This is a genomic window from Achromobacter sp. UMC71 (assembly GCF_014170305.1).
GTDB lineage: Bacteria > Pseudomonadota > Gammaproteobacteria > Burkholderiales > Burkholderiaceae_B > Achromobacter.
This window is the reverse complement of sequence record NZ_LZZT01000056.1, coordinates 107,516-133,034: the sequence shown is the minus strand read 5'-3', so window position 1 is coordinate 133,034 and position 25,519 is coordinate 107,516. Positions and strand designations below refer to the sequence as shown.

The following is a 25,519-nucleotide window of genomic DNA, read 5'->3' as shown; positions in this document are numbered from 1 at the left end:
TCGGCTGCCCTATCAGATGAGCAGACGTCGAAACGGTCTTGGGGGGCACTGCGGGTAGCCTGAATTCCAGCCGCGCGTCTGCGCGTAAACCCCTGACGGGGCTGGATAATTTCGGTCTGGCTGTGGATGCCAGACGCGTTCTACGATGTTGTCGGCAAAGGCGCAGTTAACGGCCGATCTTCGTTTCCTGCCCATACCCGAACGGCCAGCGGCGGCGGGTGGGTTCGGGCTTGGTGGTGTCTTCTTGCATGGTCTTCTCCTTGTCGTGCATTCCCGGGGAATTCTATTTCGCCGGATGTAACAGCATTGCAAGTGATCGTTAGCACTCTACCGGCAGGGGACTGCCGGGCCTTGACGTTCAATCGGCCGCGAACAGGGTGACCTGGCGTTCCAGCGCGTACGTGGCGCGGTAGCTCGCGGGCGAGGCGGCGCGGTCGATCAGCAGCAGGCCTTCGCGCTCGGCGGCGGCCAGGACTTCGCGCAGCTTCTGGCCGCCGTCTACGCCCGTGGCCTCCTGCAGGCGGCCCAGGGGCAGGTAGTCGCCATTTTTCACGCCGGCCAGGCGCGGGAAGGCGCTGAGCCAGATGCTGCGCGGGGGTGGGGAGTTGATCAGACTGGTCATGGGTGGGACGCCAAGGTGGTCTAAATACTGTATGAATAAACAGTATATCCGAACAGTCCTACTTTCCAGAGCCACGATGTCGCATCGGTCTGATATCGCGAGGGTAGGGCGGACAGGTGGGCCTCTGGTGTGTCCGTCGCGACGCCATGGGGCGCCGGCTTCCAGGCCGGCGACATCAATCCCGCTCGCCAGCCGGCCAATCAAGCCGCTGGCGTGCCCGTGTGCGCCAGCAGGCAATCCGCCAGCGCATCGAACACGGCCTTGCAGCGCGGGCTGGCGCGCAGGTCTTCGTGCATGGTGATCCAGGTTTCCAGCGGGAACGCGACGTCGCGCGGCAGGACGCGCACCAGCGCTTTGTCGCGCCGCGCCAGCGCGGCCTGGCAGGTGCCGATACCGGCGCCGGCGCGGATCAGGGCCAGCTGCGCCAGGTCGCTGTCGGCGCGCAGGGCGAAGGCGTCGCGGTTCCAGGCGGGGACCGGGAAACGCTTGCGGGCATTGCGCAGGAAGGGGGTTTCGGCGTCATAGCCGATCAGCGCGTGGCCGGCCAGGTCGGCTGGCGTGGAGGGGGTGCCGTGGCGGCGCAGATAGTCCTTGTGGGCGAACAGGCCGATGTCGACGGCGCCGACCGAGCGGGCGATCAGCTGTTCCTGGCTGGGCGGAGCCATGCGCACGGCGATGTCGGCCTCGCGCAGCAGCAGGTTCTGCACGCGGTTGGTCGGCGCCAGTTCGATGGTCAGGCGCGGGTGATCGCGCCGCAACTGCGCCAGGGCGGCAGGCAGCACCTCGATGCCGATGACTTCGCTGGCCGAGATGCGCACGGTGCCGGCGATGCCTGCGCCGTGGCCGGCCGCCGCGCGTTGCAGCGCCGCGGCGTTGCTTTGCATGGCTTGGGCGTAGCCGCGCAGCGCCAGGGCGGCGTCGGTGGCGAGCAAGCCGGTCTGCGAGCGCGTGAAGAGGACCTGGCCCAGGGCGCTTTCCAGGGCCGCGATGTGGCGGCCCGCCGTGGGCTGGGTGATGCCCAGGGCGCGTGCCGCGCCGGATAGCGAGCCTTCGTCGAGCACCGCGAGAAAGCTGCGATACAGTTCCCAGCCGATCGGATTGGTCATGCGTAAATGTATAGCGGCACGCCTTTGTTCGGCAATTTATTTATGGATAAGACCGCGCCAGAATGATTGCCATGGACGACAGGAGCGAGACCATGAAGACGATTGATGCGGGCCGGCCAGGGACGGCCTTGGTGTTGGGCGCCACTGGCGGAGTCGGCGGCGAGACGGCGCGGCAATTGCGCGACGCCGGCTGGGGCGTGCGCGCCTTGGTGCGCGGGCTGGAAACGGAAACGGCGCAGCGCGATGGCATGACGTGGCTACGTGGCGATGCAATGCGCCGGCGGGATGTGGCGCGGGCGGCGCAAGGGTGCGACGTGATCGTGCATGCGGTGAATCCGCCAGGCTACCGCCGCTGGAGCGAACTGGTGCTGCCGATGATCGACAACACGATCGCGGTGGCGGCCGCGCAGGGGGCCGCTATTGTGCTGCCGGGCACGATCTACAACTATGGGCCGGACGCGTTTCCGGTGCTGACCGAGACGTCGCCGCAGCATCCTTTGACGCGCAAGGGCGCGATCCGGGTCGAGCTGGAACACCGGCTGCAACTGGCCAGCGGCCAAGGCGTCCGCGTGATCGTGCTGCGGGCGGGGGATTTCTTCGGGCCACGGGCGGGCAACAACTGGTTCTCGCAGGGGCTGGTCAAGCCGGGGCAGCCGGTGCGGGCGGTGCAGCTGCCGGGCGAGCCGGGCGTGGGCCACCAATGGAGTTATCTGCCGGATGTGGCGCGCGCGCTCGTGCAACTGCTGGCGCGCCGCGAGGCGCTGCCGCCGTTCGCGGCGTTTCATATGGCGGGACATTGGGATCCGGATGGCACGCAGATGGCCGCCGCTATCGTGCGCGTGGCCCGGCGCCATGGCATGAACCCGCGACTGCGCGCGTTTCCGTGGGGGCTGCTGCGTCTGGCGGCGCCGTTCGCGCCGACGCTGCGCGAGCTGATGGAAATGCGCTATCTGTGGCGTCAGCCATTGCGCATGGACAATGCGCGGCTGGTCGAATGGCTGGGCGCCGAACCGCACACGCCGCGGGACGAGGCAGTGGAAGCGACGTTGTGCGGGCTCGGTTGCCTGCCTGGGGCGCCGATCCAGGCCAAGGCACTGGCCTGACGCTTCGGCCCGCTCCGGCGGATCCAGGCTCATGCGTGGGCGCTGGTTCATGGCCGTGTGGGCATGCGCCGCCAGGGGCATCCAGGCCGCAACGCCCGGCTCCCTGGCTTGCCGCTGGCCGACCCGGCCATGCACAATGGCGCGACGCGGCCGTTGCAGCGCCGCCGGAGCACCCGATGTCCGAGATTCCCTTTCCCGCCACGCTGGACGCCAGCGAACGGGTGACGATTGCCCACGGCGTCCACCGCGCCGAGTTCGCCCCGGGCGGCGGCGGACGGCTGACGCGCCTGGCCACCGGCGTGCACGAGTGGATCGTGCCGTTGACCGAGTCCGATTGGCCGCCCGCCGACTGGCCGCGCGCGGGGTCCTATCCGCTGGCGCCGTACTCAAACCGCGTGCGCGGCGGCAGTTTCACGTTCAATGGCGCGCGTCACGCGTTGCAGTCGTTGCCTGGACGGCCGCAGGCCATCCACGGCAGTGGCCTGTATCAGGCGTGGCAGGTGCGACACCTGGCCGACGATGCGGTGGACCTGGTGCTGGAACAGCCGGCCGGCGTGCTGGGCTGGCCCTGGGCGTTTGAATGCGTGCAGCGCTACCGGCTGGATTCGCGGGGCCTGTCGCTGACGCTGCTGATGATCAATCACGGCGACGCGCCGATGCCGTTCGGCTGCGGCATCCATCCGTACTTCACCGCCGAGCGGGTGGCCCTGCACGCGCGCCGCATCTGGCCGGCGGATGCGGACGGCCTGCCAGCCGCCAGCCAGACGACGCACGTGCGCGAACTGGGCCGTTCGGCGCAGGGTTGCGATACCTATCTGTCGCAATGGGGCGGTCACGCCACGCTGCATTGGCCGGACGGGCACGAACTGTTGCTGCATGCCGATCCGGCCTTTGCGCACCTGGTGGTCTACACCGCGCCGGGCTCGGCGTTCCTGTGCGTGGAGCCGGTGACCAACGTGGCCGACGCCTTCAATCTGGCGGCGTCGGGCGATACCCGCACCGGCATGCAGGTGCTGGAGCCGGGCGCGCGTTTCAGCGCCACGCTGCTGCTGGCGTTGCAGCCGCCGCGCGCGAATCGTTGATTCGAAATGGCCACTGGCATGCGGCCGGCCCTGCGGCGATAATCCGGCAAAACCCAGTCCAGGAGTCGTTACGTGAAAAAGCTCAGCACCGAACAATTGCAGGCTGCGGCCGAGACGCTGCGCCGTGCGCAGGCCAAGTTGGCCCGCGCGGGCAACCTGCCGCTCGAGCCGACGATCTACGCCAGCGCCAAAGGCTTCCGGCGCAACGTGCCCGACTATGTCTGGTCGTGGCTGTCCGGCCTGCTGGCGCCGCACAAGAGCCTGTCCGCCTGGATGGACGCGCACCAGCCGGGCTGGCGCGAAGGCAAGACGCCGTCGGCGGTGGTGTACGCGCGCACCGAGAATGGCTGGTTCGACTGGCTGATCGCCGAATTGGATGCCGAGATCAGCGACCCCCATGCACGCGCCAAGCGCGAAGGCCACGCCTGACCCTGGGTCTGCGCGCGGCCTGCTTGTTCAGTTGCTCGATGGCGTATTCCAGGGATTCCTGGGCGCTGATGCCGGCCGCGCTTTCCGCTTGGAGCAGGCCGACGACTGCAAACTGAGCATGCGGCGGGTCGGAGTACAGCCATACGGCCCCAGCCTGCGACGGCGCGTAGCGGTTGCCGGTGGGAATGCCGGTGCCGGCGCAGGCAGTGCGCTGCCGGCCCGCGCTTACGTCCGAGCGCGCGCGGCGCGCAGGTATCGCAGCAGTTGGAACAGGCCTTCAAGCACGGCGGCCGCGAGCAGCGCGGCCAGGACGGACCCCAGGACCAGCGCGTCCCACAGGCGCGGCGGGCCGACCCGGAACTGGATGGTGTCGAACACCAGCCCGGCGGTGACGCCCGCGATGACGACGGCCCGCCACCCTTGCAAGGGGACCAGCCGCAGCATCAGCAGGGTGAACGCCACCATGCCCCAGAGCATGGGTTCCTGCGCTTGGCGAAACAGGTGACAAATCAGAGCAGACTCCCGAAAGCGCGGCCGCGGGCTGAAGGCCCGTGGCGCGCAGTCGAGTTTGTACCTCTTTCTTTACGGTAATGCGAGACGCCCGTCCTGTTTCGCCAGGAAAGGCGGCTCCCTCAGAAGCCTTCCAGCACCACCTTGCCCTGGGCCTTGCCGCTTTCGATGAAGGCGTGGGCGCGGCGCAGGTTGCCGGCATTGATCTTGCCGTAGTGCTCGCCCAGCGTGGTGCGCAGGGTGCCGTTGTCGATCAGCCGCGCGGCCTGGTTCAGCAGTTCGTGCTGGGCGATCAGGTCGGGTGTGCCGTGCAGCGGCCGGGCGAACATGAACTCCCAGTGCAGCGAGGCCGACTTGCCCTTGAGCAGGCGCACGTCGATGGCCGCCGGGTCGTCGATCAGGGCGATCTTGCCTTGCGGCGCGATGGCCTCGGCCATCTGCGCGAAGTGCTTGTCGGTCTGGTTCAAGCCCGCGATGAAGCTCACCTGTGGATAGCCGATGCGCTTGAGCTCCTCGGTCAGGGGCTTGCTGTGGTCGATGACATGGTGCGCGCCCAGCGCGCGCACCCAGGCCTGGGTTTCGGGCCGCGAGGCGGTGCCGATGACGGTCAGGCCAGTCAGTTGGCGCGCCAGCTGGACCAGGATCGAGCCGACGCCGCCGGCCGCGCCGATCACCAGCAGGGTGCCCTGGCTGGGGGCGGCGTTGTCCAGCACGCGCAGACGGTCGAACAGCAGCTCCCACGCGGTGATGGTGGTCAGCGGCAGGGCGGCCGCCTGGGCGAAGTCCAGGCTTTGCGGCATGCGGCCGACGATGCGCTCGTCCACTACGTGCAATTCGCTGTTGGCGCCGGGGCGCGTCAGGGCGCCGGCATACCAGACCCGGTCGCCGGGCTGGAACAGGCTGGTCTTGGCGCCCACGGCGCGCACGATGCCGGCCGCGTCCCAGCCGATGATCTCGGGCTGGCCGTCCTTGGGCTTGCGGTTGGCGCGGATTTTCACGTCCACCGGATTGACGGAAATGGCGTGGACCTCGACCAGCAAGTCGTGGTCGCCGGGCACGGGGTCGGCCATGGTGATGTCCTGCAGCGCTTGGGGATCGTTGGCGGGCAGGTTCTTGAAATAGGCGATGGCTTTCATGGAGGGGCTCGTGGACGGGGAAAGGGGATCAGGCGATGGTGCGGACCACGCCGCCGTCGACGCGCAGCGCGGCGCCGTTGGTGGCAGAGGCTTGTTTGGAACAGGCGTACACGACCATGTTGGCCGCTTCTTCCACGGTCGCCAGGCGGCGCAGCAGCGAGGTCGGGCGATGCTGGGCGATGAAGTCGCGTTCCATCCGTTCTTGCGGGATGCCTTGTTCCTTGGCCATTTCGGCGAAGAAGTCGGCCACGCCTTCCGAGCGCGTGGGGCCGGGCAGCACGGCATTGACGGTGACGCCGGTGCCGGCGGTCAGTTCGGCCAGGCCGCGCGACACGCCCAGCAACGCGGTCTTGCTGACGCCGTAATGGATCATTTCGGCCGGGATGTGCAGCGCCGACTCGCTGGAGATGAACACAATGCGGCCCCAATTGGCGGCCAGCATGCGCGGCAGGTAGTAGCGCGACAGGCGCACGCCGCTCATGACGTTGGTGTCCAGCATGACTTGCCAGTCGTCGTCGGTGATCTCGGTGAACGACTTGGGCGCGAAGTAGCCGGCGTTGTTGACCAGGATGTCGATGTCGGGATGGGCGGCGCAGATCGAGGCGGCGCCGTCGGCGGTGGCGATGTCGGCCTGCACGGTGCTGACCTGCGCGCCGGGATGCTGCCGGGCGATGGCGTCGGTGGCGTGCTTGAGTTTGTCGGCGTTGCGGCCATGCAGCACGACCGCGGCGCCGCTCTCGGCCAGGCCTTGCGCGATGGCCAGGCCGATGCCGCCGGATGACCCGGTGACCAGGGCCTTCTTGCCGTTCAGTTCGATTTTCATGGGGGACTCCATTGCAGGTTCGGGTGTGTGGCCATCATTACCTGTCCGCGGACAATGAAAAACCGGCTAGCATCGGACTCAGTTTCAATATTTTTTTGAAAATGAGCCCATCATGCTTCGGTTTGAAGACCTGCGGATCTTTGTGGCGGCGGCGGATCACGGCAGTTTTTCCGCGGCGGCGCGCGAGCTTGACCTGACGCCCGCCGTAGCCAGCGCGGCCCTCAAGCGGTTGGAGCTGACCTTGGAAACGCGCCTGTTCGTGCGGTCCACCCGCAGCCTGCGGCTGACCAGCGACGGCGAGCGTTACCTGGAATATGCGCGGGCCGCGCTGTCGACGTTGCAGGCGGGGCAGAACGCCCTGGCGCGGGACAAGACTGCGATATCCGGCAGCCTGTCGGTGTCGATACCGTCGGACCTGGGGCGCAACGTGTTGCTGCCCTGGCTGGATGCATTCCAGCTGCGCCATCCGCGTGTCAGTTTCCAGGTGCGCATCAGCGACCGCCTGGCCGACCTGTACCGCCAGCCCGTTGACATCGCCTTGCGCTACGGCACGCCCAACGATTCGAGCCTGGTGGCGTTGCCGCTGGGCGAGCACAACCGCCGCGTGGTGTGCGCGTCGCCGGCGTATTTCGCGCGTCACGGCACGCCGCAGGCGCCGGCCGACCTGCGCCGCCACAACTGCCTGTGTTTCGTGCTGGGCGAGTCGCTGCACGACCGCTGGTCGTTCGAGCGCGCGGGCGTCAGCCAGACCGTGCCAGTCAAGGGCGACCGCGTGGGCGACGACGGCGATCTGGTGCGGCGCTGGGCGCTGGCGGGGCATGGCGTGGCCTACAAGTCGCGTTATGACGTGTTGTCCGACTTGCGCGCGGGCAGGCTGGTCGAGGCGCTGTCCGACTACGCCAGCGAGCCCTCGCCGCTATACCTGCTGTGCGTGCACCGCATCCTGCTGTCGCCCACGGTCAAGCGGCTGCGTGAATTCCTGCAGACGCGCCTGCGCGAGTTCGAGGCGGGCGCCGAGCCTGCACGCTGATACCGCGGCCAGCGATGTCCGGGGCGCGGATGCTTCGCGTCGCGACGCCGCTGCCCACGCGATTTCAGCCCGCGATGCGCCGCTCAATGATTTGCGGCGGCCCGCGCATTCGCTGCCCGGGTGCGGGCGGCCTTCTTGGCGGCGGCCGAACGTCCCGCCGCACCCTTGGTGGCGGCAGCCTTCTTGGCCGCGGCCGAGCGATTCGCGGCGGTGCGCGAGGCAGCCGCCTTGCTGGCATGGCGCGACAACGCAGCCTTGGAGGCCGGCTTGGTGCTTTCCTGTTTCAGGGCGCGGGTGGTGGCGCGGGCGCGGGTCGCGGATTTGGCGTGGCCGTCATGGGCCGCCTGGCTGTCCTGCTCGGCCTTGCGGCGCGTGCTCGCGCTGGCCTTCTTGGGGGCGGGCAGATCGACGCCGGCGCGCCGCGCCTGCGACAGGCCGATGGCGATGGCCTGCTTGGTCGAGCGCACACCGTGTTTGCCCTGCCGGACCCGGTCGATTTCCTCGCGGACGAATTCGCCGGCCTGGGTGGATGCGGATTTGCCTTGCTGCTTGTCGCGCGCGGCGCGTTGCAGGGTTTTTCGTTCAGGCATGACGAGACCTCCTTGCTTGCGGTTGCGGGATCGAATCCGTCGTCGCGACCGAGGCCGCGGCGACGGAACTCGTAACACCACTCTAGCGCCCAGCGGGTATCCTGTGTGTTCGAATGGATTGCCGGTCGTAAGCGCCGGAACACCGCGCGCGCCTGACGATTCACGACTCACCCCCTCTACCGCGGAGACGAGCTATGTCGAATCATGTCTACAAGCAGATCGAATTGGTGGGTTCTTCCACCAAGTCCACCGACGACGCTATCACCCAAGCCATTGCGCGCGCATCCGAGACCCTGCGCAACCTGGATTGGTTCGAGGTCACCGAAGTGCGCGGCCACATCAAGGACGGCAAGGTCGCCCACTGGCAAGTGGGTCTGAAGATCGGCATGCGCCTGGAAGGCAATGAATAACCCGCGCTGGTGAGTTTTTGACCGCACCGTCCAAGTGATTGTCGGATAACGGGTTTTTCGACTTGTTGTGCGACTGTTCATAGGCTTGTCCACATTCGATGGGGACAAGCCGGCCAGGTTCTTCGCGCGACGCCGAGGACCGGCGCCGGGTCTGGCGCCGGTGCCTCAACTGAGCGTTCTTTGCCCGCTTGCTGCAAGTCGTTGGTGCATAAGCGTTTTCTCGGGCTACGCGCAGGCTGTCCTCAGGCTTATCCACATTTGACGGGGACAACCTCGGCCGTCGCACGGCCCATTGCACCATTCTTGCTCACCCCTTGCAGGCTGTTGATATGCAAGGAGATTATCGACCTGCCCCCGAGCTGTCCTCATGCTTGCCCACAGAATGCTGGGACAAATCCCCACGCGACCGCTTGCGTCCGGGATAGCTGGTCATGCATCCAGGGTTGATGTGTATAAGTGCGCCGGATTTCATCCATACGGAGGATTGCGCATTTTTTGATCGTGCCCAGCAAGTGCTTGGCGAGACAGGGAATTTTGACTCTCCCCCCAAGCTGTCCTCAGTGTTTTCCACAGTTCCCGGGGGTAACTATCGATCCGTGCCGCCACGCGGTCGTCCTTGCAAAAAAAAAGCCCCCCGACGCATCGGGGGGCTTGATCGCCCGGAGGTAGGCGGGCGATCTGTGCCGGGCGGGGAGGCGCCCCGTATCCGGCAACGGCGGCGATCAGGCGTTGAACTTCTTGATCCAGTCGACGTAGCGGTCGATCCAGCCTTGCAGGAATTTGCGCGTGCCTTCGTTGGTGATGTTGTATTGATCGTCGACCAGGCCGTCGGTGTATTGCAGGAAGACTTCCGGCGTGGTCAGGGCCACGGCGCCTTCGGCGGCCAGGATGTTGCGCAGGTGCTGCTGCATCAGCGCGGTGCCCGCGGCGCTGGGCGAGGTGCCCAGGATGCCGACGGCCTTGCCGGTCCAGGAATTCTGGCCCCACGGACGCGAGCCCCAGTCGATGGCGTTCTTGACGGCGGCGGGCAGCGAGCGGTTGTGCTCGGGCGAGACGAACAGGATGCCCTGGGCGTCCTGGATCTGCTGCTTGAGTTTGGCGGCGGGCGCGGGCAGGTTGTTCTCGTTGTCCTGGTTGTACAGCGGCACATCGCCCAGGCTGACGTAGTCGAACTTGAAGTCCGCGGGTACCAGTTTTTCCAGCGCACGCGCCAGGCGCAGGTTGATCGACGCGGCGCGCAGGCTGCCGACGAAGACAGCGATCTTGTAGGTGCTCATGGGGCGGGTGCTCCAGGGGACTAGGGAAAGCCCAGTGTAGACCTGTCCTCATGACGGCTCAATGCCAGCCGGCCAATAACCTTATGACGCGGCTTGATCCGCGTCATGCGCCGGCCCGCGGTTCACCCCGCCATCAGGCTGACGTGCGCCGACACCACGCGCCAGCCTTGCGGCGTGCGCATCCAGGTCTGGCTCTGGCGGCCGATGCGGTCGCTGCCGTCGCGCTGGAACTCGATGTTGGTGGTGGCGAAATCGCGGCCATAGGTGGTGATCGCGGTGCGCAGCACCTGGCGTGCCAGGCCTTGCGGCGAGCGGCCGGCGCGAAAGGCGCGGATGGCGTCGTAGCCGTAGAGGTTTTCGCCGGCGCCGTAGCGCAGGGTATGCGGGCTGTTCCAGAACAGCTCGTCCAGTACATCGACCTGGTTGTTGACCAGGGCGGTCTCGTAGCGGGCAAAGGCCGCGGTGACGTCGGCGACGACGTCGGGCAGGTTGATGTCCATCGGTTTCCTTATGGTTTCGTTGCACGCACCGTCGTGGTGCGTAATTTAGGGTAATCACCAATATGGTGTCTGCTGCGGTGCGCAAATTTCGCCCGCGAGCCGACAGGTGCTTCTGGCAAGGGCGGCATGCTGCGCCGCAAGGCTGGCACGCCGTTTGCTAGGGTAAACACGGCATAACACGCTGTACGCTGCCCCAGGAGTTCCGTCATGTCCAGTTCCGCAGTTTCCGCCCCGGTCACCATGCTGGTCACCCGCCACATCACGCCCGAACGCTACGGGGATTTCCTGTCCTGGATGCGCCAGGGCGAAATCCTGGCCGCGGGCTTTCCCGGCTTTCTCGGCTCGGGCGTGCTGCAGCCGCCCGAGGGCGGCGACCAGTACCAGATCGTGCTGCGCTTTAACGACGAGGCCAGCCTGAACCGCTGGGAAAAATCCCTGCCGCGCCGCATGTGGCTGGAACGCGGCGCGGCGCTGGTGCGCACCAGCCATGCGCGCCGCGTCAGCGGCATGGACAGCTGGTTCGGCCCGCAAGGTAGCAGCACGCCGCCGCGCTGGAAGCAGGCGGTCAGCATCTGGCTGGCGTACTTCCCCGTGCTGCTGGCGTTTTCGCTGCTGGTCAGCGAACACCTGGCGGTGTTGCCGGTGTTCTGGCGCGCGCTGGTCACCAGCGTGGCGATGACGCCGGTAATGGTGTTCGTCTGCATTCCGTTCGTCACGCGCCGGCTCAGCCGCTGGTTGCAGCCCCGTTGAGCGTGGGCTGGGCGCCGCTGCGCGTGGGACATTCCTAGGCCGCCTGCGCGCGGCGGGTGGCATAGAGCCGATGCAGCGTGATCTTGCGCACGGCGGCCTGGCTGTCGCCGATATGGGCCTGCAGCAGTTTCGTGGCGCCATCCGCGTCGCGTTGCAGGATGGCGGTAAGGATCGCGCCGTGTTCCGCGTAGGTGCGGGCGATGCGCTCGGGCTGCGTGAAATCCAGCCGCCGCACGATGCGGATGCGTTCGGTGGCGGCGCGGTGCACGCGGGCGATTTCGGGATTGCCGGCCGCGGCGACCAGCTCCATGTGAAAGCGTTCGTCTAGGTCGGCCAGCCATTCGCCGTCCTGCGAGTAATGGCCGGCATCCACCAGCCAGGTGTCGGTCAGCGGCTGCAGCGCGCGCCGCGGATCGGGCACCTGGTCCGGCGCGCACAGGGCGCGCACCGCCGCGGTTTCGAGCACGCTGCGCAGTTCATAGAAATGATCCAGCGTGTCGAAGTCCAGCGGCTTCACCAGCCAGCCATTGCGTTGGCGGACCTCCAGGTAGCCTTCGCGTTCCAGCCGGAACAGGGCCTCGCGCACCGGGGTCCGGCTGACGCGCAGGCGGTCGGCGATTTCGGTTTCGGTGAAACGGTCGCCGGGCGCCAGCCGGAAATCCAGGATGTCGCGCTTGAGCGCGCCGTAGGCGGCGTCGGCCAGGTTGCGGGGCGTGTCGAGGACGGCGAAGGGAGAGTCCATGTCGGGGCCTGGATGAACGGTCTGGTTATCGGAAAAGGCGCGCGTCGGCCGCACCTGCTTGTTCCAGCCGGTGCGCGGCCAACAGGCAGTCGGCCTCGCGCCAGGGCGCGCCGATCAACTGCACGCCCAGCGGCAGATGCGCGTCTGGTCCGATGCCGGGCCAGAGCGGCGCGGCGCACACGGGCAGGCCCAGGCACGAGATGGGTTGCGTCAACAGGCCCATGGTGGCGCGCGCGGGCAGGGGCCGGCCGGCCAGCATCAGCGTGTCGGTGCCGATCGCCGTGGCGGGCACGGGCGTGGCGGGGGCGATCAGCACGTCGTAGCGCGCAAACAGCGCCAGCGCATCGCGATAGACGCGCTGGCGGATCCGCTGCGCCTGCTGTACCCAGGCGGCGGGCACCAGGCTGCCCGCGACGAGGCGGGCGCGTGAATGGGGCTCGTAGTCGTCGTAGCGCGTCGTCAGCCGTTGCCGGTGCAGGGCGCCGCCTTCGGCCGCGGTGATGATGAAGGCCGCGGCGCGCGCCTGCTCGGCGCCGGCCAGTTCGATCGTATCGGCCGCGCCCAAGGTGCGCGCGGCCATCTCCACCGCCAGGCGGGCCTCGGGGCCGGCCCAATGCGCGAAATAGCCGCCCAGCACGGCCACGCGCAGCGGGCGGTCCGAGGTCAATGCGGTCAGCGTGGGCTCGATGGCGCGTTGCGCGCAGGCCGGGTCGTCGGCGTCCGGGCCTTGCAGCACGTCGTAGGCCAGGGCCAGGTCGGCTGCGCTGGCAGCGAAGGGGCCCAGGTGATCCAGGCTGCCGACGAAGGGGTACGAACCCGTGCGCGGCAGTCGGCCAAAGGTGGGCTTCAAGCCAAACACGCCGCATAGCGATGCGGGCACGCGGATCGAGCCGTTGGTGTCGGACCCCAGCGTCAGCGGTACCAGGCCGCCGGCCACCGCGGCGGCGCTGCCGCCCGACGAGCCGCCCGCGATGCGGGTGAGGTCGTGCGGGTTGCGGCAGGCGCCGTAGTGGGTGTTTTCGGTAGTGAAGCCGTAGGCATGCTCGTCCATGTTCAGCGCGCCCACCAGCACGGCGCCGGCGTCGCGCAGGCGCGCCACCAAGGCCGAGTCACGTTGCGCCGGCGGATTGCCGGCATTGACCCGGCCGCCGGCCAGGGTCGTCTCGCCCTGGGTATCGAACAGGTTCTTGACCGCGTACGGCACGCCGGCCAGGGGCGGCAGGGTATCGCCCCGCGCACGGCGGGCGTCGATGGCGGCGGCTTCTCGCCGCGCCCGGCCTTCGGTGACGGCGGTAAAACAGTTGTAGCGCGGGCCAAGTTCATGCGCTTGCGCCAATGCGGCTTCCAGCACCGCCGTCGCGCTGCGTTCGCCGCTGCGCACCTGCCGCGCGATCTCCAGGGCGGCGCCGCTCACGGACGGAACACCGAAGCCGATTCCAACTCCACCGGCAGCGCTTCGTCAATGAAGGTCGAGGCGATGTCATGGATGCGCGAGAACTGCTGCGCCACATCGGCGACGTCCGCGTCACGCAGGGCGTAGCCCGACAGCGCCAGCGCGCTGCGGACGTATTGGTCGATGGTTTCCTGGGTCATGGCGGGTTCTCCAGAAGGAATTGGGGAAGGATTTACCGGCGCACTTCGCGCTGGAAGATTTCCAGGCTCAGTTTCTTCATGCCGATGAAGCTGGGTTCGGACAGGGTTTCGACCGTGCGCGGCCGGGCATCGCCGTAGTCCAGGATTTCGGCCACGCGGGTCGGGCGCTTGGTCAGCAGCAGCACCTGGTCGGCCAGGTAGACGGCTTCTTCCAGGTCGTGCGACACCAGCAGCATGGTCGTGCCGGTCTGCATGAAGACCTCTTGCAGTTTTTCGCGGATGAACAGCGTCATCTCGAAATCCAGCGCGGAAAACGGCTCGTCCAGGAACAGCACTTCGGGCCCCGGCGCCAGGGCGCGCATGATCGACGCGGTCTGCTGCTGGCCGCCCGACAGCTCATAGGGGTAGCGCTTCAGGTCGAACTTGACGTCGAACGAGGCTACCAATTCCTCGACGCGCGCATCGACCTCGGCCTTGCTGCGGCCTTCCAGACGCAGCGGATAGGCGATGTTGTCGATGGTGCGCAGCCACGGGAACATGGCTTCGCGATAGTTCTGGAACACGTAGCCGATCTTGGTCTGCGCCAGCGACTTGCCGTCGAACAGGATCTCGCCGGCATCGATGGGGATGAGCCCCGCGATCATGTTGATCAGCGTGGACTTGCCGCAGCCGTTGGGGCCGAACACCGAGACGATCTTGCCCTTGGGGATGTCCAGGTTGAAGTTCTCGTACAGCGGCCAGCCGGCGAAATACTTGGTCAGGCCGCGGATCGTGATGTGGGTGCCTGCCGGGCCCGGCTCGAACGGCGCGGGCGTGGGGGCAGGGGCGATGATGGGGTTGATGACGGTGGACATGGTTATCGGCCGCTCCAGTGGACCACGCGCTTTTCCAGCACCAGGAAGACAATGTTCAGCACATAGCCGAGAGCGCCCGCGGCCAGGATCGATGCGTACATCTCGCGCACGTTCAGCACCTGCTGGGCATTGATGATGCGGTTGCCCAGCCCGCTGTCGGCGCCGATGAACATCTCGGCCACGATCACGATGACCAGCGCCATCGACACGCCGCTGCGCAGGCCCACGAAGGTCGGCTGCAGGCTTTCCCAGATCAGCACGTCCTTGAAGATCTGCCAGCGCGAAGCGCCCATGACCCGCGCCGCCATTACGCGTTGCTTGCGGGCGTTGATGACGCCGTAGGCGCTGTTGAACAGGATCACCAGCACGGCCGCGAAGGCGGCAATGGCGATCTTGTTCATGTCGGTCACGCCGAAGATCATCAGGAACAGCGGGATCAGCGCGGACGACGGCGTGGAGCGAAAGAAGTCCACCAGGAATTCCACGCTGCGGTAGGCTTTTTCGTTGCTGCCCAGCAGCACGCCCAGCGGCACGCCGATCACGCCGGCGATCACGAAGGCCTGCAGGGTGCGGTTGACGGACGACAGAAAATCCCCCAGCAGCGGGCCGCCCGCCATGCCCTTGGCCAGCGCCACCAGCGTGGCGCTTGGCGTGGGCAGCAGGACGGGGCTGACCAGTTGCAGCCGTACCACCAGGTCCCACACGACGAACAGCGCCAGCGGGCCGATCAGCGGCAGCAGCCGCGCGGCGGTCCACTGGCGCGGCGGACGGGAGGCGGGCGCGCCGGTCATGCCATGGGGGGCGCTCGCGGCTTGCGGTGCCGCCGCTACGGCGGCGGCCGGCGCCGTGGCCGCGCGGTTCACGTTGATCGCGTCCATGGCTCAGCCCTTGTACAGCATCGAAGCCACGTCGACCTTCTGCGCGAAGATGCCTTTGTCGGCGAACAGGTCGAAGAACTTCTGGAAGTACTGGATGTCGCTGGGCGTGAACTCGTTGTAGAGCGTGTAGGCGGCCAGCGGCACGGCGTCGGTCATGGGGCCTTCGATGGCGGTGTAGCCCTTCATGAAGGGGCGCGCCTCGTCCGGCTTGCTGCGGATCAGCTCGATGCCGCGGGCATAGGCGGCGATGAATTTCTTGCTTTCCTCGGGATGCTTTTTCAGGAAGGCGGTGGTCAGCGATGCCGAGCCGCCGAACCACGGCGCCATCGGATCGCCCAGCACGTATTTGGCGATCACGCCGGTCTCCAGCACACGGGTGGTGCCGTTCAGGCGGCCGACCGTGCCGGTGGGTTCCAGCGTGTAGCACGCGTCCAACTGGCCGGCGGCAACCGCGGCGACGTGCTGGCTGATCGCCAACTCGACCACGGTTGCCCCGGTTGCGCCGGCGCGCTCCAGTACTGCCTTGGCCAGCGTGGCATTCTGGATGCCGGGTCCAGAACCGACCTTTTTCCCCTTGAGGTCTGCGATGGATTGGATGGGACTGTCCTTGGCGACAATGAACTCGTCCAGCACGTTCTTCGCGTTGCTGGGATTGGACGCGAAGATCTTGAACAGGCCGGGCGAGGCGATCTCGCCGATGGCCAGGTTGGCCGAGCCGGTGCCGTTGGCGCTGCCGTCGGCGCGGCCGGCCAGCATGGCTTCCATGACCTGCTGGGCGCCGGCGAACTTCAGCGCCTCGACGTTCAGGCCGGCTTCCTTGAAGTAGCCCTTTTCGATGGCGGCATAGAACGGCAGTCCGGCCGCCACGGGCCAGTAGCCGATGCGGATCACCGGACCGGACTGGGCCCGCACCAGCGCGGGCGCGGCCAATGCGGCGGCGCCCAGCGCGGCGCCCTGCATCAGCTTGCGGCGGGTGGCGTTGAAGGCAAAGGGCGCGGGGCGGTGGGTCATGCGGAACTCCTGGTCGGCTGGATGGACGCTTGTAGACAAGCTTGCATACCAGCAGATAAGCAAGAGCCGTGCCAACTTGTGAACATGGCAGGGTTTACTGGGGCGACGCACGGTCGGGTGCCGCCGCGGGGCCCGGCATGAACCAGATTGGTGCGTGCCGGCACCGCGGCAGGGCGGCAGTGGCGGCCGCGCGCCGTCAGGCGTTAGGATGTGGGCGGATCAAGGCTTGCCGCCTTGGCGTTCTAGGAAGGGGGCGCGCCGTCTGGCGCGCCGCGGCGTGGATATGAATACCCGTTTTGTCGAAGCGTTTCTGTGGTCAGCCCGGCTGGGCAGTTTCCGTGCGGCCAGCGACCGCCTGCACATCACCCAGGCGGCGGTCGCCAACCGCATCGCCTCACTCGAAGAAGACATCGGCGCGCGCCTGTTCGAGCGCGATGCCAAGGAACTGCGGCTGACGGCGGTGGGCACGCGCCTGCTGGACTACGGCGAGCGCCTGCTCGAACTGCGCCAGCAGATCCTGTCGCTGGGCCGCACCGGCGAAGAAGTGTTTGGCCTGGTGCGCATCGGCGCCATCGAAACGGTGGTGCACACCTGGCTGATCGGTTTCCTGACCAATCTGCGGTCCACCTATCCGGGCATCGAGGTGCAGTTGACGTCGGAAACCACCCGCGCGTTGCATCGCGGGCTGCGCGAAGGCACGCTGGACATCGCGTTTCAGACGGATTTACTGACGGACACGGGCGTCATCAGCACGCCGTGCCTGCCGATGGAAATGGGCTGGGTGGGGCCGGCGGGGGACGAAGAATCGCTGACCGTGCAGCAGCTGCTCAGCGAACCGGTGCTGACCATGAGCCCCGGCTCGCAGCCGCACGAGGCCTTGAAGAACCTGTTCCGCGAGGCCGGCATTCCGCTGGGCAAGGTGCATTGCGTCAGCTCGATCTCGGCGCTGGCGCGGCTGGTGCGCAGCGGCTTTGGCCGCGCGCTGGTGCCACTGCCGCCCATCTATGAATACGTGGCGCGCGGCGAGATGCAGGTGATCCGCAGCGACATGCCGGTGCCGCCGCAGTTGCTGGTGGTGAGCTACCTGGAAGGCGCCGGGTCCGATGCCATCCGCCTCGTGGCCGAACTGGCCAGCCGGGCGTCGGATCAGTACACCGCGTCGGTCGCGCCGCCCAAATTCGGTTCGGCGCAATAGCGTTATCCCTGAGGGCCTGTTCACACTAGAAGGCGCCTCGCATGAGTACCCAAATGAGTGGCTATCAAGGCGCGAAGCGCAGTCGTGGCCGGCCCCCGGCGAGCATTCGCAACGCTGAGAGGCGCTCATTTGGGTACTCACCCTTCGGGCAGGCCGGTAATCGGGCGCCAGGCGTCGTTGCGCTCACCTTGCGTGGCACAGCCACGCGGCGGCGACCGCGCCTAGCCTGGCGCCCGATTACCGGCCTGTGCGAGGCGCCTTCTAGTGTGAACAGGCCCTTAGTGGGCTTTCAGTAATTCTGTTGCCGCCGCGAAGAATTACTCGTTTGGCTTGGCAAGGCCGGTAGACCGAAGATGAAGCCTTCTGCAATCGAAGGGTTTTCGTCTTCCATGAGCCAAGCCACCACGTCTTCCACGCCGCTGCCCAACGGGATGCTGTTCGTCGCCTGCGACGTCGATCCCGCGTTCGAAACCGATTTCAACCGCTGGTACGACCGCGAGCACGTGCAAGAGCGCGTGCGCATCCCGGGCTTTCTGTCCGGCGCGCGCTACTTTTCGCTGTCGGGCGGGCGCAAGTACCTGGGCCTGTACCGCACCGAATCGCTGGGCGCGTTCACCACGGCCGACTACCGCGCCGCGTTCGAGCGCCAGACGCCGTGGTCGGTGACCAATCTGGATCGCATGCGCGACCCGATGCGCCGCGTCTGCGCCGTGCAGGCCGTGACCGGCTTCGGCAGCGGCAGCCACATCGCGGTGCTGCCGCTGGTGTTCGGCGGCGCCGCCGCCGCGCTGACGGCGCGCGCCGCCGACGCGGGCGCCACGCTGGCGCAAGCCGATGGCTTCGTGCAGTCGTACCTGCTGGCGCCGGATGCCGCCCTGAGCGGCCCGCTGCCGCGCGAATCCACTGAAAACCGCCGCCTGGATCCGCTGTTCGTCGTCGAGGCCAGCTCGGCCGACGCGGCGCGGGCGCTGGGCGAGCAGGCCGCCGCCGCGCTGGGCGCGCGCGCCGCCGACACCTGGCTGCTGGAACTGGGCTGGAAGCTGGCGGCCGCCGATCTGCGCTGAGCCGAAGCGCCCTCCACACACCACAACATGGGGAAACACAATGGCTGAAAACACGCTGCACGCGCCGGCATCGGCGCATCCGGCGGCCTCGCCGGACAAGATGAAACGCCTGGCGATGGCCAGCTCGGTCGGCACCACGCTGGAATGGTACGACTTCACCATCTACAACCTGATGGCGGCGCTGGTCTTCAATTCGATCTTCTTTCCGTCGTTCGATCCGCTGACCGGCACCATCCTGGCGTTCTCGACCTACGCGGTCGGGTACGTCTCGCGGCCGCTGGGCGGCTTCGTCTTCGGCCACCTGGGCGATCGCCTGGGCCGCAAGTTCGTACTGGTCGCCACGCTGGTGATCATGGGCATCTCGACTGGCCTGATGGGCATGCTGCCCACCTACGCCAGCTGGGGCGTGTGGGCGCCGGTGGCGCTGGTGGCCTTGCGTTTCATCCAGGGCGTGGCCCTGGGCGGCGAATGGGCCGGCGCGGTGCTGCTGTCGATGGAGCACGGCAAACCCAATCAGCGCGGCCGCAACGCGTCGTTCACGCAAGTGGGCCCGTCGTGCGGCACGCTGATCGGCACCGGCTTCATCGCCGTGATCTCGGCCTGGCTCAGTCCCGAGGAATTCCAGGCCTGGGGCTGGCGCGTGCCGTTCATATCGAGCGTGGCGCTGGTGCTGTTCGGGCTGTGGCTGCGCCGCGGCGTGGAAGAAACGCCGGTGTTCCTGGAAATGGAGCAAAAGCGCGAAACCGCCAGCACGCCGATCAAGGAAGTGCTGGGCCAGTACTGGCGCCAGCTGCTGGTGGCGGGCGGCTCGCGCATCGGTTCCGACGTGCTGTACGCGCTGGTGGTGGTGTTCACGCTGACCTATGTCACGACGGTGCTGCACCTGTCGCGGCCCATGGCCTTGACGGCGACCATGCTGGGCGCCGCGCTGAACGCCGTGACCGTGCCGCTGTTCGGGCATCTGTCGGACAGGATCGGGCGCCGTCCGGTGTATCTGGCGGGCGCGGTGCTGGGGATGGTGTGGGCGTTCGTCTTCTTCACGTTGATGGATACCGCGCATCCCATCGCCATTTGCGCCGCGGTGGTGGTGGGGCTGCTGATCCACGCGATGATGTACGGCCCGCAGGCCGCCTTCATCACCGAGCAGTTCCCGGGCCGGGTGCGCTACGCCGGATCGTCGCTGGCCTACACCCTGGCCGGCATCGTGGGCGGGGGCTTCGCGCCGCTGATCATCGCCAGCCTGTTCAAGTCGTGGCATTCCACTTTGGCGATTTCGCTGTATGTCGCCGCCGCGCTGGTGGTGACCGCCCTGTCGGTGCTGGCCGCCAAGGAAACGGCCAAGTCGCCGCTGCAGCGCTGATCCCGCACCGGGGCCGGGCAGGCCCCGGCCACGCGGCAGGGCCCGGATTCCGGGCCCTTTTTTTCGTCTAGGCCAGGCCGCGGAGCGACCGATTTGTTCGGCAAAACGTCAGGTATCTGACTTTTCGCTGAATATCAAACGAAAATTGTTTACACTCGCATCCACAAAATTCAAGTCAGGACGGGGCCGCCGCGGGGCGCAACCTCGTTCGCGTTACGGGAGAAGTCGATGCGCAAGTTGTTGTTGGGAGCGGTGCTGGCAGCCGCGGTGTTCGGGGGAACGGCGCACGCCGCGGTGCAGCCCAAGGCCGTGGTCGCCACCTATTCGGACCTGGCGCTGGCGGGCTACGAAGATTCGCTGGCCTCCGCCAAGACGCTGCGCGATGCCATCAATGCCTTGGTATCCAAGCCCAGCGAGCAGACGCTCAAGGCCGCCCGCGACGCCTGGCTGGCCGCGCGGGTGCCCTACCAGCAGACCGAGGCCTACCGCTTCGGCAACCCCATCGTCGACGACTGGGAAGGGCGCGTGAACGCCTGGCCGCTGGACGAAGGCCTGATCGACTACGTCGACGCATCCTACGGCACGGAAAACGACGAGAATGCTTACTACGCGGTCAACGTCATCGCCAACGCCAAGATCTCGGTCGGCGGCAAGACCGTCGATGTCAGCAAGATCACGCCCAAGCTGCTGTCCGAAGTGCTGCACGAGGCCGACGGCAACGAAGCCAACGTGGCTACCGGCTACCACGCCATCGAATTCCTGCTGTGGGGCCAGGACCTGAACGGCACCGGCCCCGCGCCGGCCGACCGCAAGGGCACGCCGCAAGAGCGCCACGCCGGCAACCGCCCGCACACCGACTTCGATCCCAAGCAGTGCACCGGCGGCAACTGCGAACGCCGCATCGAATTCCTGAAGGCCGTGACCGATCTGCTGGTGACCGACCTGGAAGAAATGGTGGGCAACTGGAAGCAAGACGGCGCCGCCCGCAAGGCCGTGCAAGAAGATCCCAAGGCCGGCCTGATCGCGATGCTGACTGGCCTGGGCAGCCTGTCGTACGGTGAATTGGCCGGCGAACGCATGAAGCTGGGCCTGATGCTGCACGATCCCGAGGAAGAGCACGACTGCTTTTCGGACAACACCCACAATTCGCATTACTACGACCAGATCGGCATCCGCAATGTCTACCTGGGTTCGTACACGCGCATCGACGGCAAGACCGTGACGGGCGCCAGCCTGTCGGAACTGGTCAAGGCGCGCGATCCCAAGCTGGACACCGAGGTGCGCGCCAAGCTGGACGCTACCGTGGCCGCCATGCAGGCGCTCAAGACCCGCGCCGAGACGGTCGAGACCTACGACCAGATGATCGCGGACGGCAACAAGGAAGGCAACGCGGTGGTGCAGGCCGCCATCGACCGCCTGGTCGACCAGACCCGCAGCCTGGAGCGCGTGATCACGCTGCTGGACCTGGGCAAGGTCGCCATCGAAGGTTCCGACAGCCTGGATAAACCCGACGCCGTATTCAAGTGAAGCTCGTATTCGCCGCCGTACTGGCGGCGTCGGCTCACGCCGCCGCCGCCGCCGCCGCTCCCCCCGCGCCTGCCGGGCGCGACGATCTGACCGCCGAAGACTGGAAGCGCGTCCGCGCCATTACCGCGCCCACGCGCGATTTCTCCAAGGCCGAGACCTTCGAGACCATGCAGGCGGGCGCCACGACCACCAACAAACTCATCAACGCCGACATCTTTTCGCAGCCATCGGCCAACATGAGTTTCGAGCGCCGCCAGGAGTTTCAGGTGGGCAACGGCCTGTTCCGCAAGGACTGGGTCTCGGCCCCCGCGTCCACGCAGGCCTCCGACGGCTTGGGGCCGCTATTCAACGCGCGCTCGTGCCAGGCCTGTCATACCAAGGACGGGCGCGGCTCCGTGCCAGGCTTCGATCCTTTGGAGCGTCCCGACGCCGTGGCGCTGCTGCTGCGCCTGGCGGTGCCGGAAGGCCCGGACCGTGGCCATCCGAAACTGGCGCCCGGTGAATTGGCGGCGCTGCCTGAGCCCGTCTATGGCGTGCAGCTGCAGAACTTCGCGGTGGCGGGCCTGCCCGCCGAAGGCCGCATGGAAATCGAATATACGCCGGTCACCGTCAAACTCAACGGCGGCGAAACCGCTACGCTGATGAAGCCGGTCTACCGCATCGACAACCTCGGCTACGGCCCGATGCGCAAGGACACGCAGATTTCGCCGCGCCTGGCGCCGCCGATGATCGGCCTGGGGCTGCTGGAATCCATCCACCAATCCGACATCCTCGCCAATATCGGCGCGGACAAGCGCGACGGCATCGTGGGCAAGGCCAATTGGGTCACCGACGCGCGCACCGGTGAGCGGGCGTTGGGCCGCTTCAACCTGAAGGCCGGCCAGCCCACGGTCGAGCAGCAGAGCGCTGCGGCGTTTTCCAACGACATGGGCCTGTCCACGCCGCTGTTTCCCAGCCATTACGGCGATTGCACGCCGGCCCAGCCGCAGTGTCTGAAGATGCCGCATGGCGCGCAGCCGCGCTTTGGCCCGGAAGAAGTGCCGGCCAAGCTGATGGATTTCGTCACTGTCTATTCCACCAATCTGGCCGTGCCGCAGCGGCGCGATACCGACAATGCCCGCGTGCTGGCGGGCAAGAAACTGTTCTACGATGCCAACTGCGTCGCGTGCCACGTGCCCAAGTATGTCACCAGCCGCAACGCCAGGCAGGCCGAGCACCGCTTCCAGCTGATCTGGCCCTACACCGACATGCTGGTGCATGACATGGGCGACGAGCTGGCCGATGGCGTGTCCGACGGACAGGCCACGGGCCGCGAATGGCGCACGCCGCCGCTCTGGGGCATCGGCCTGACCAATACGGTGAACCCCACCGCCACCTGGCTGCACGATGGCCGCGCCCGTACGCTGCTCGAAGCCGTGCTGTGGCACGGCGGCGCGGGCCAGCCCGCGCGTGACCGCGTGGTGGCGATGACACCCGAAGAACGCGCCGATCTCATCCGTTTCCTGGAGTCGCTGTGATGCCATCCCCTGTTGCGCGCCGGCAAGGTCCGGCCAAGGCCGCGCTGGCCGCGCTATTGCTGGCCGGCGCGTCGGCCTGGCCCGTGGCGGCCCACGCCGAATTGCCCGCCGACCTGGGCGAGCGCCTGGCGCAGGGCTATGCCCGCCCGGCCGCCACCGGCATGGCCGAGGCCGCCGGCCGCCTGGAGGGCGTGCTGGGACCGTGGTGCGCCAAGCCGGATGCGGCCGGCGCCAAGCGGGTGCAGGACGCCTTCACGGCGCTGGCGCTGGCCTGGTCGCGCGTGGAATTGCTGCGTTTCGGGCCGCTGGTGCAGGCCAACCGCTTCGAGCGCCTGGCGTTCTGGCCGGATACCCGCGGCGTGATGCCCAGGCAGGTGCAGGCGCTGATCGCCGCGCAGGACGCCGAGCTGCTCAAGGCTGGCGCGCTGGCCGGGCGCAGCGTGGCGGTGCAGGGCCTGCCGGCGCTGGAATTCGTGCTGTACGGCGAGCCCGCGCTGCTCAAGCAGGCTGGCACGCCCACCTTTGCCTACGCCTGCGGTTACGCCGTGGCGGTGTCGGCCAACGTCGCGGCCATGTCGCGCGACGTAGCGCAGGCCTGGAGCGCGCAGGGGGAATTCGGCCGCCAGTTCGCGCGGCCGCAGGCGGGCAACGACCTGTACCGTGATCCGCAGGAAGTGGCGGCCGAAGCCATGAAGGCGCTGTCCACCGGCCTGCAGTTCGCGCGCGACGTGAAGATCCTGCCGGTGCTGGGCGATGCCGCGGCAAGCGCCCGCCCCAAGCGCGCCGCGTTCTGGCGCAGCGACCTGTCCACCCGCATGCTGGCGGCCAACCTGGACGGCCTGGCGGCGTTCTACACGGCGGGCGGCTATGAGTCGCCCAAGGGCGGCGAATGGATGCCGGCCGCGGTGCTGGGCGAACTGGCCAGCGCGGCCAAGACGCTGCGCGAGGTGCCCGCGCCGCTGGAGCAGGCCTTGGCGGACGCGGAAGGGCGCCGCTTGCTGGGCCTGGCCGCCTTGACCCTGAAGAACGCCAAGGCCATCGTCGATCAAGACCTGGCGCCCGCATTGGGCGTCACCATCGGCTTTAACGCGCTCGATGGCGACTGACCCGCAACCTGCGGCGGCGATGATTCCGCAAGGGCCTGGCGCACGCGCCGCGCAACCTGCACGCCGCGATTTCCTGGCGCGGGCTGCGGCCGGCGTGTTCGGCGCCGCCTGCGGCGGCGCATTGGGCGCGGCGCTGGGCTGGCCTGGCCAGGCGCTGGCCGGGCCAGCGCGCGATAACGCGGCGCTGTATCTCACGGCCCGTCAACGCGGCGGACGCGACGAAGCCGTGGTGCTGGACGCCGCCGGCCAGGACCGCCGCGTGCTGCCCATGCCGGCACGCGGACACAGCTTCGCCATCGATCCGGCCGGCACGCGCGCGGTGGTGTTCGGCCGCCAGCCGGGCTTCTTCGCCCTGGCCTTCGATGTCAGCGGCGAGCGCGCGCCCGTGGCATTGCCGCTGCCCGAGGATCGCCATTTCTTCGGCCACGGTGCCTATTTCGATGGCGCCCGGCTGCTGGCCGCCACCGAGAACGATTTTGAAGGCGGCCGCGGCGTGCTGGGCATCTACGATGCCACGCCCGGCGGTGGCTATCGCCGCATCGCCGAATTCGACAGCGGCGGCATCGGCCCGCACGAAGTGGTGCTGATGCCCGACGGCAAGACGCTGTGCGTGGCCAATGGCGGCATCCTGACGCATCCGGACTACGGCAAGCTGGAACTCAATCTAGATACCATGCGCGCGTCGCTGGCGTATATCGACGCGGCCAGCGGCCGGCTGCTGGAACGGGTGGAACTGGCGCCCGAGCTGCATCGCCTGTCGATCCGCCACCTGGCGCTGGCGGCCGACGGCAGCATCTGGTTCGGCTGCCAGTACATGGGGCCGGCGGGGGATCGCCCCGCACTGGTCGGCCGCCATCGCCGCGGCGCGCCGATGGAACTGTTCCCGGGCCCCACGGCGGCGCTGCGGGAGATGCGCAACTACGTGGGATCGGTGGCGGTGGACGTGGCGGGCAAAGTGGTCGCCACGTCCAGTCCGGTGGGTGGGCAGGTCATGTACTGGGACGCGGAAAGCGGCCGCAGCCTGGGCGAAACGCGCCTGGCCGACGGCTGCGGCGTGGCGCCCGCGGATGGCGCGGGCTTTCTGATCAGCAGCGGCTTGGGTGCCATGCTCCGCACCGACGCCGCCGGCCGCGAACAGCCGCTCATGACCCCATCGCGCGAGCGCGCCTGGGACAACCACCTGCGCAAGGTGACCGGCGCGACGTAAGCCTCGCGCCGTCGCCATCGCGGCATGCCGGCCAGTGGCGATCCACGGGCTGCGTCCTTACAAAGCTTGACACACCCGGCGCGTCATCCGCCCCTGC

The 25,519-nt window shown here is 67.8% G+C and carries 27 protein-coding genes; 13 read left to right on the top strand and 14 right to left on the bottom strand.

Features of this window, described 5'->3' with window-relative positions:
* Window positions 1-358 precede the first annotated feature (358 nt).
* Window positions 359-622 carry a hypothetical protein gene (locus tag A9974_RS27490; RefSeq protein ID WP_183007331.1) on the bottom strand — a complete coding sequence of 88 codons (264 nt, stop codon included), beginning with the start codon at window positions 620-622 and terminating at the stop codon, window positions 359-361.
* A 200-nt stretch (window positions 623-822) separates the two neighbouring features.
* A complete protein-coding gene (locus A9974_RS27485) occupies window positions 823-1,728 on the bottom strand; it encodes a LysR family transcriptional regulator (protein ID WP_183007330.1) in 906 nt (301 codons plus the stop codon).
* A gap of 92 nt (window positions 1,729-1,820) precedes the next feature.
* On the opposite strand from A9974_RS27485, the gene A9974_RS27480 reads away from it, so the two are divergent.
* The 3 genes from A9974_RS27480 to A9974_RS27470 all read left to right on the top strand — a co-directional run bounded on the left by A9974_RS27480 (window position 1,821) and on the right by A9974_RS27470 (window position 4,342).
* The gene (locus tag A9974_RS27480; protein ID WP_183007329.1) at window positions 1,821-2,831 is read left to right on the top strand and encodes an NAD-dependent epimerase/dehydratase family protein; all 1,011 of its coding nucleotides are present in this window, start codon (window positions 1,821-1,823) and stop codon (window positions 2,829-2,831) included.
* A gap of 176 nt (window positions 2,832-3,007) precedes the next feature.
* A complete protein-coding gene (locus A9974_RS27475) occupies window positions 3,008-3,913 on the top strand; it encodes an aldose 1-epimerase (protein WP_183007328.1) in 906 nt (301 codons plus the stop codon).
* A gap of 72 nt (window positions 3,914-3,985) precedes the next feature.
* A complete protein-coding gene (locus tag A9974_RS27470) occupies window positions 3,986-4,342 on the top strand; it encodes a hypothetical protein (RefSeq protein ID WP_183007327.1) in 357 nt (118 codons plus the stop codon).
* 225 nt (window positions 4,343-4,567) lie between these two features.
* Here A9974_RS27470 and A9974_RS27465 read toward each other — a convergent pair whose 3' ends face one another.
* The 3 genes from A9974_RS27465 to A9974_RS27455 all read right to left on the bottom strand — a co-directional run bounded on the left by A9974_RS27465 (window position 4,568) and on the right by A9974_RS27455 (window position 6,811).
* Window positions 4,568-4,819: a hypothetical protein gene (locus tag A9974_RS27465; protein ID WP_255468344.1), complete on the bottom strand. Its 252-nt coding sequence runs from the start codon at window positions 4,817-4,819 to the stop codon at window positions 4,568-4,570.
* A 155-nt stretch (window positions 4,820-4,974) separates the two neighbouring features.
* A complete protein-coding gene (locus A9974_RS27460) occupies window positions 4,975-5,988 on the bottom strand; it encodes a zinc-binding alcohol dehydrogenase family protein (protein WP_183007326.1) in 1,014 nt (337 codons plus the stop codon).
* A gap of 28 nt (window positions 5,989-6,016) precedes the next feature.
* Entirely contained in the window at window positions 6,017-6,811 is a 795-nt protein-coding gene (locus A9974_RS27455; RefSeq protein ID WP_183007325.1) for an SDR family NAD(P)-dependent oxidoreductase, read from the bottom strand.
* 112 nt (window positions 6,812-6,923) lie between these two features.
* Between A9974_RS27455 and A9974_RS27450 the strand changes: the two genes are divergently transcribed.
* Entirely contained in the window at window positions 6,924-7,841 is a 918-nt protein-coding gene (locus A9974_RS27450) for a LysR family transcriptional regulator (protein WP_183007324.1), read from the top strand.
* Between the two features lie 83 nt (window positions 7,842-7,924).
* Here the strand turns inward: A9974_RS27450 and A9974_RS27445 are convergent, their stop codons facing one another.
* Window positions 7,925-8,431 (bottom strand): DUF6496 domain-containing protein, encoded by a 507-nt coding sequence (locus A9974_RS27445; protein WP_183007323.1) that lies wholly within the window; start codon window positions 8,429-8,431, stop codon window positions 7,925-7,927.
* A gap of 194 nt (window positions 8,432-8,625) precedes the next feature.
* Here A9974_RS27445 and A9974_RS27440 point away from each other — a divergent pair, with 194 nt between their 5' ends.
* The gene (locus A9974_RS27440; protein WP_183007322.1) at window positions 8,626-8,841 is read left to right on the top strand and encodes a dodecin; all 216 of its coding nucleotides are present in this window, start codon (window positions 8,626-8,628) and stop codon (window positions 8,839-8,841) included.
* A gap of 722 nt (window positions 8,842-9,563) precedes the next feature.
* On the opposite strand, the gene A9974_RS27435 is transcribed toward A9974_RS27440, so the two are convergent.
* Together A9974_RS27435 and hpxZ are read right to left on the bottom strand one after the other, a co-directional pair.
* Complete coding sequence (locus A9974_RS27435; RefSeq protein WP_183007321.1) at window positions 9,564-10,118, bottom strand: NADPH-dependent FMN reductase; 555 nt, start codon at window positions 10,116-10,118, stop codon at window positions 9,564-9,566.
* 122 nt (window positions 10,119-10,240) lie between these two features.
* Complete coding sequence (gene hpxZ / locus A9974_RS27430; protein WP_183007320.1) at window positions 10,241-10,618, bottom strand: oxalurate catabolism protein HpxZ; 378 nt, start codon at window positions 10,616-10,618, stop codon at window positions 10,241-10,243.
* A gap of 207 nt (window positions 10,619-10,825) precedes the next feature.
* Here hpxZ and A9974_RS27425 point away from each other — a divergent pair, with 207 nt between their 5' ends.
* The gene (locus A9974_RS27425) at window positions 10,826-11,368 is read left to right on the top strand and encodes an antibiotic biosynthesis monooxygenase (protein WP_183007319.1); all 543 of its coding nucleotides are present in this window, start codon (window positions 10,826-10,828) and stop codon (window positions 11,366-11,368) included.
* Window positions 11,369-11,402: 34 nt separating this feature from the next.
* Here A9974_RS27425 and A9974_RS27420 read toward each other — a convergent pair whose 3' ends face one another.
* From A9974_RS27420 to A9974_RS27395, 6 genes are all read right to left on the bottom strand, one after another.
* On the bottom strand, window positions 11,403-12,110 hold the full coding sequence (locus A9974_RS27420) for a GntR family transcriptional regulator (protein WP_183007318.1): 708 nt from the start codon (window positions 12,108-12,110) through the stop codon (window positions 11,403-11,405).
* A gap of 25 nt (window positions 12,111-12,135) precedes the next feature.
* On the bottom strand, window positions 12,136-13,524 hold the full coding sequence (locus A9974_RS27415; RefSeq protein WP_183007317.1) for an AtzE family amidohydrolase: 1,389 nt from the start codon (window positions 13,522-13,524) through the stop codon (window positions 12,136-12,138).
* Window positions 13,521-13,703, bottom strand: a complete 183-nt coding sequence (locus A9974_RS27410) for a DUF4089 domain-containing protein (protein WP_183007316.1) — start codon at window positions 13,701-13,703, stop codon at window positions 13,521-13,523. Before A9974_RS27410 ends, A9974_RS27415 begins: the two co-directional genes overlap by 4 nt.
* Window positions 13,704-13,735: 32 nt before the next feature.
* Window positions 13,736-14,557: an ABC transporter ATP-binding protein gene (locus A9974_RS27405; protein ID WP_183007315.1), complete on the bottom strand. Its 822-nt coding sequence runs from the start codon at window positions 14,555-14,557 to the stop codon at window positions 13,736-13,738.
* 2 nt (window positions 14,558-14,559) lie between these two features.
* The gene (locus A9974_RS27400; protein ID WP_183007393.1) at window positions 14,560-15,348 is read right to left on the bottom strand and encodes an ABC transporter permease; all 789 of its coding nucleotides are present in this window, start codon (window positions 15,346-15,348) and stop codon (window positions 14,560-14,562) included.
* Window positions 15,349-15,438: 90 nt separating this feature from the next.
* Window positions 15,439-16,446: an ABC transporter substrate-binding protein gene (locus A9974_RS27395; RefSeq protein WP_183007314.1), complete on the bottom strand. Its 1,008-nt coding sequence runs from the start codon at window positions 16,444-16,446 to the stop codon at window positions 15,439-15,441.
* A gap of 283 nt (window positions 16,447-16,729) precedes the next feature.
* On the opposite strand from A9974_RS27395, the gene A9974_RS27390 reads away from it, so the two are divergent.
* From A9974_RS27390 to A9974_RS27360, 7 genes are all read left to right on the top strand, one after another.
* Window positions 16,730-17,641: a LysR family transcriptional regulator gene (locus tag A9974_RS27390; protein WP_183007313.1), complete on the top strand. Its 912-nt coding sequence runs from the start codon at window positions 16,730-16,732 to the stop codon at window positions 17,639-17,641.
* A gap of 389 nt (window positions 17,642-18,030) precedes the next feature.
* Window positions 18,031-18,705, top strand: coding sequence for a DUF4286 family protein (locus A9974_RS27385; protein WP_183007392.1), 675 nt, complete (start codon window positions 18,031-18,033; stop codon window positions 18,703-18,705).
* A gap of 40 nt (window positions 18,706-18,745) precedes the next feature.
* Window positions 18,746-20,065, top strand: coding sequence for an MFS transporter (locus A9974_RS27380; RefSeq protein WP_183007312.1), 1,320 nt, complete (start codon window positions 18,746-18,748; stop codon window positions 20,063-20,065).
* Window positions 20,066-20,293: 228 nt separating this feature from the next.
* Window positions 20,294-21,592: an imelysin family protein gene (locus A9974_RS27375; RefSeq protein ID WP_183007311.1), complete on the top strand. Its 1,299-nt coding sequence runs from the start codon at window positions 20,294-20,296 to the stop codon at window positions 21,590-21,592.
* Window positions 21,589-23,109: a di-heme oxidoredictase family protein gene (locus A9974_RS27370; RefSeq protein ID WP_183007310.1), complete on the top strand. Its 1,521-nt coding sequence runs from the start codon at window positions 21,589-21,591 to the stop codon at window positions 23,107-23,109. Before A9974_RS27375 ends, A9974_RS27370 begins: the two co-directional genes overlap by 4 nt.
* Window positions 23,109-24,215: an imelysin family protein gene (locus tag A9974_RS27365; protein WP_183007309.1), complete on the top strand. Its 1,107-nt coding sequence runs from the start codon at window positions 23,109-23,111 to the stop codon at window positions 24,213-24,215. The genes A9974_RS27370 and A9974_RS27365 overlap by 1 nt, the downstream gene beginning before the upstream one ends.
* 19 nt (window positions 24,216-24,234) lie before the next feature.
* Complete coding sequence (locus A9974_RS27360; protein WP_183007391.1) at window positions 24,235-25,422, top strand: DUF1513 domain-containing protein; 1,188 nt, start codon at window positions 24,235-24,237, stop codon at window positions 25,420-25,422.
* Window positions 25,423-25,519 lie beyond the last annotated feature (97 nt).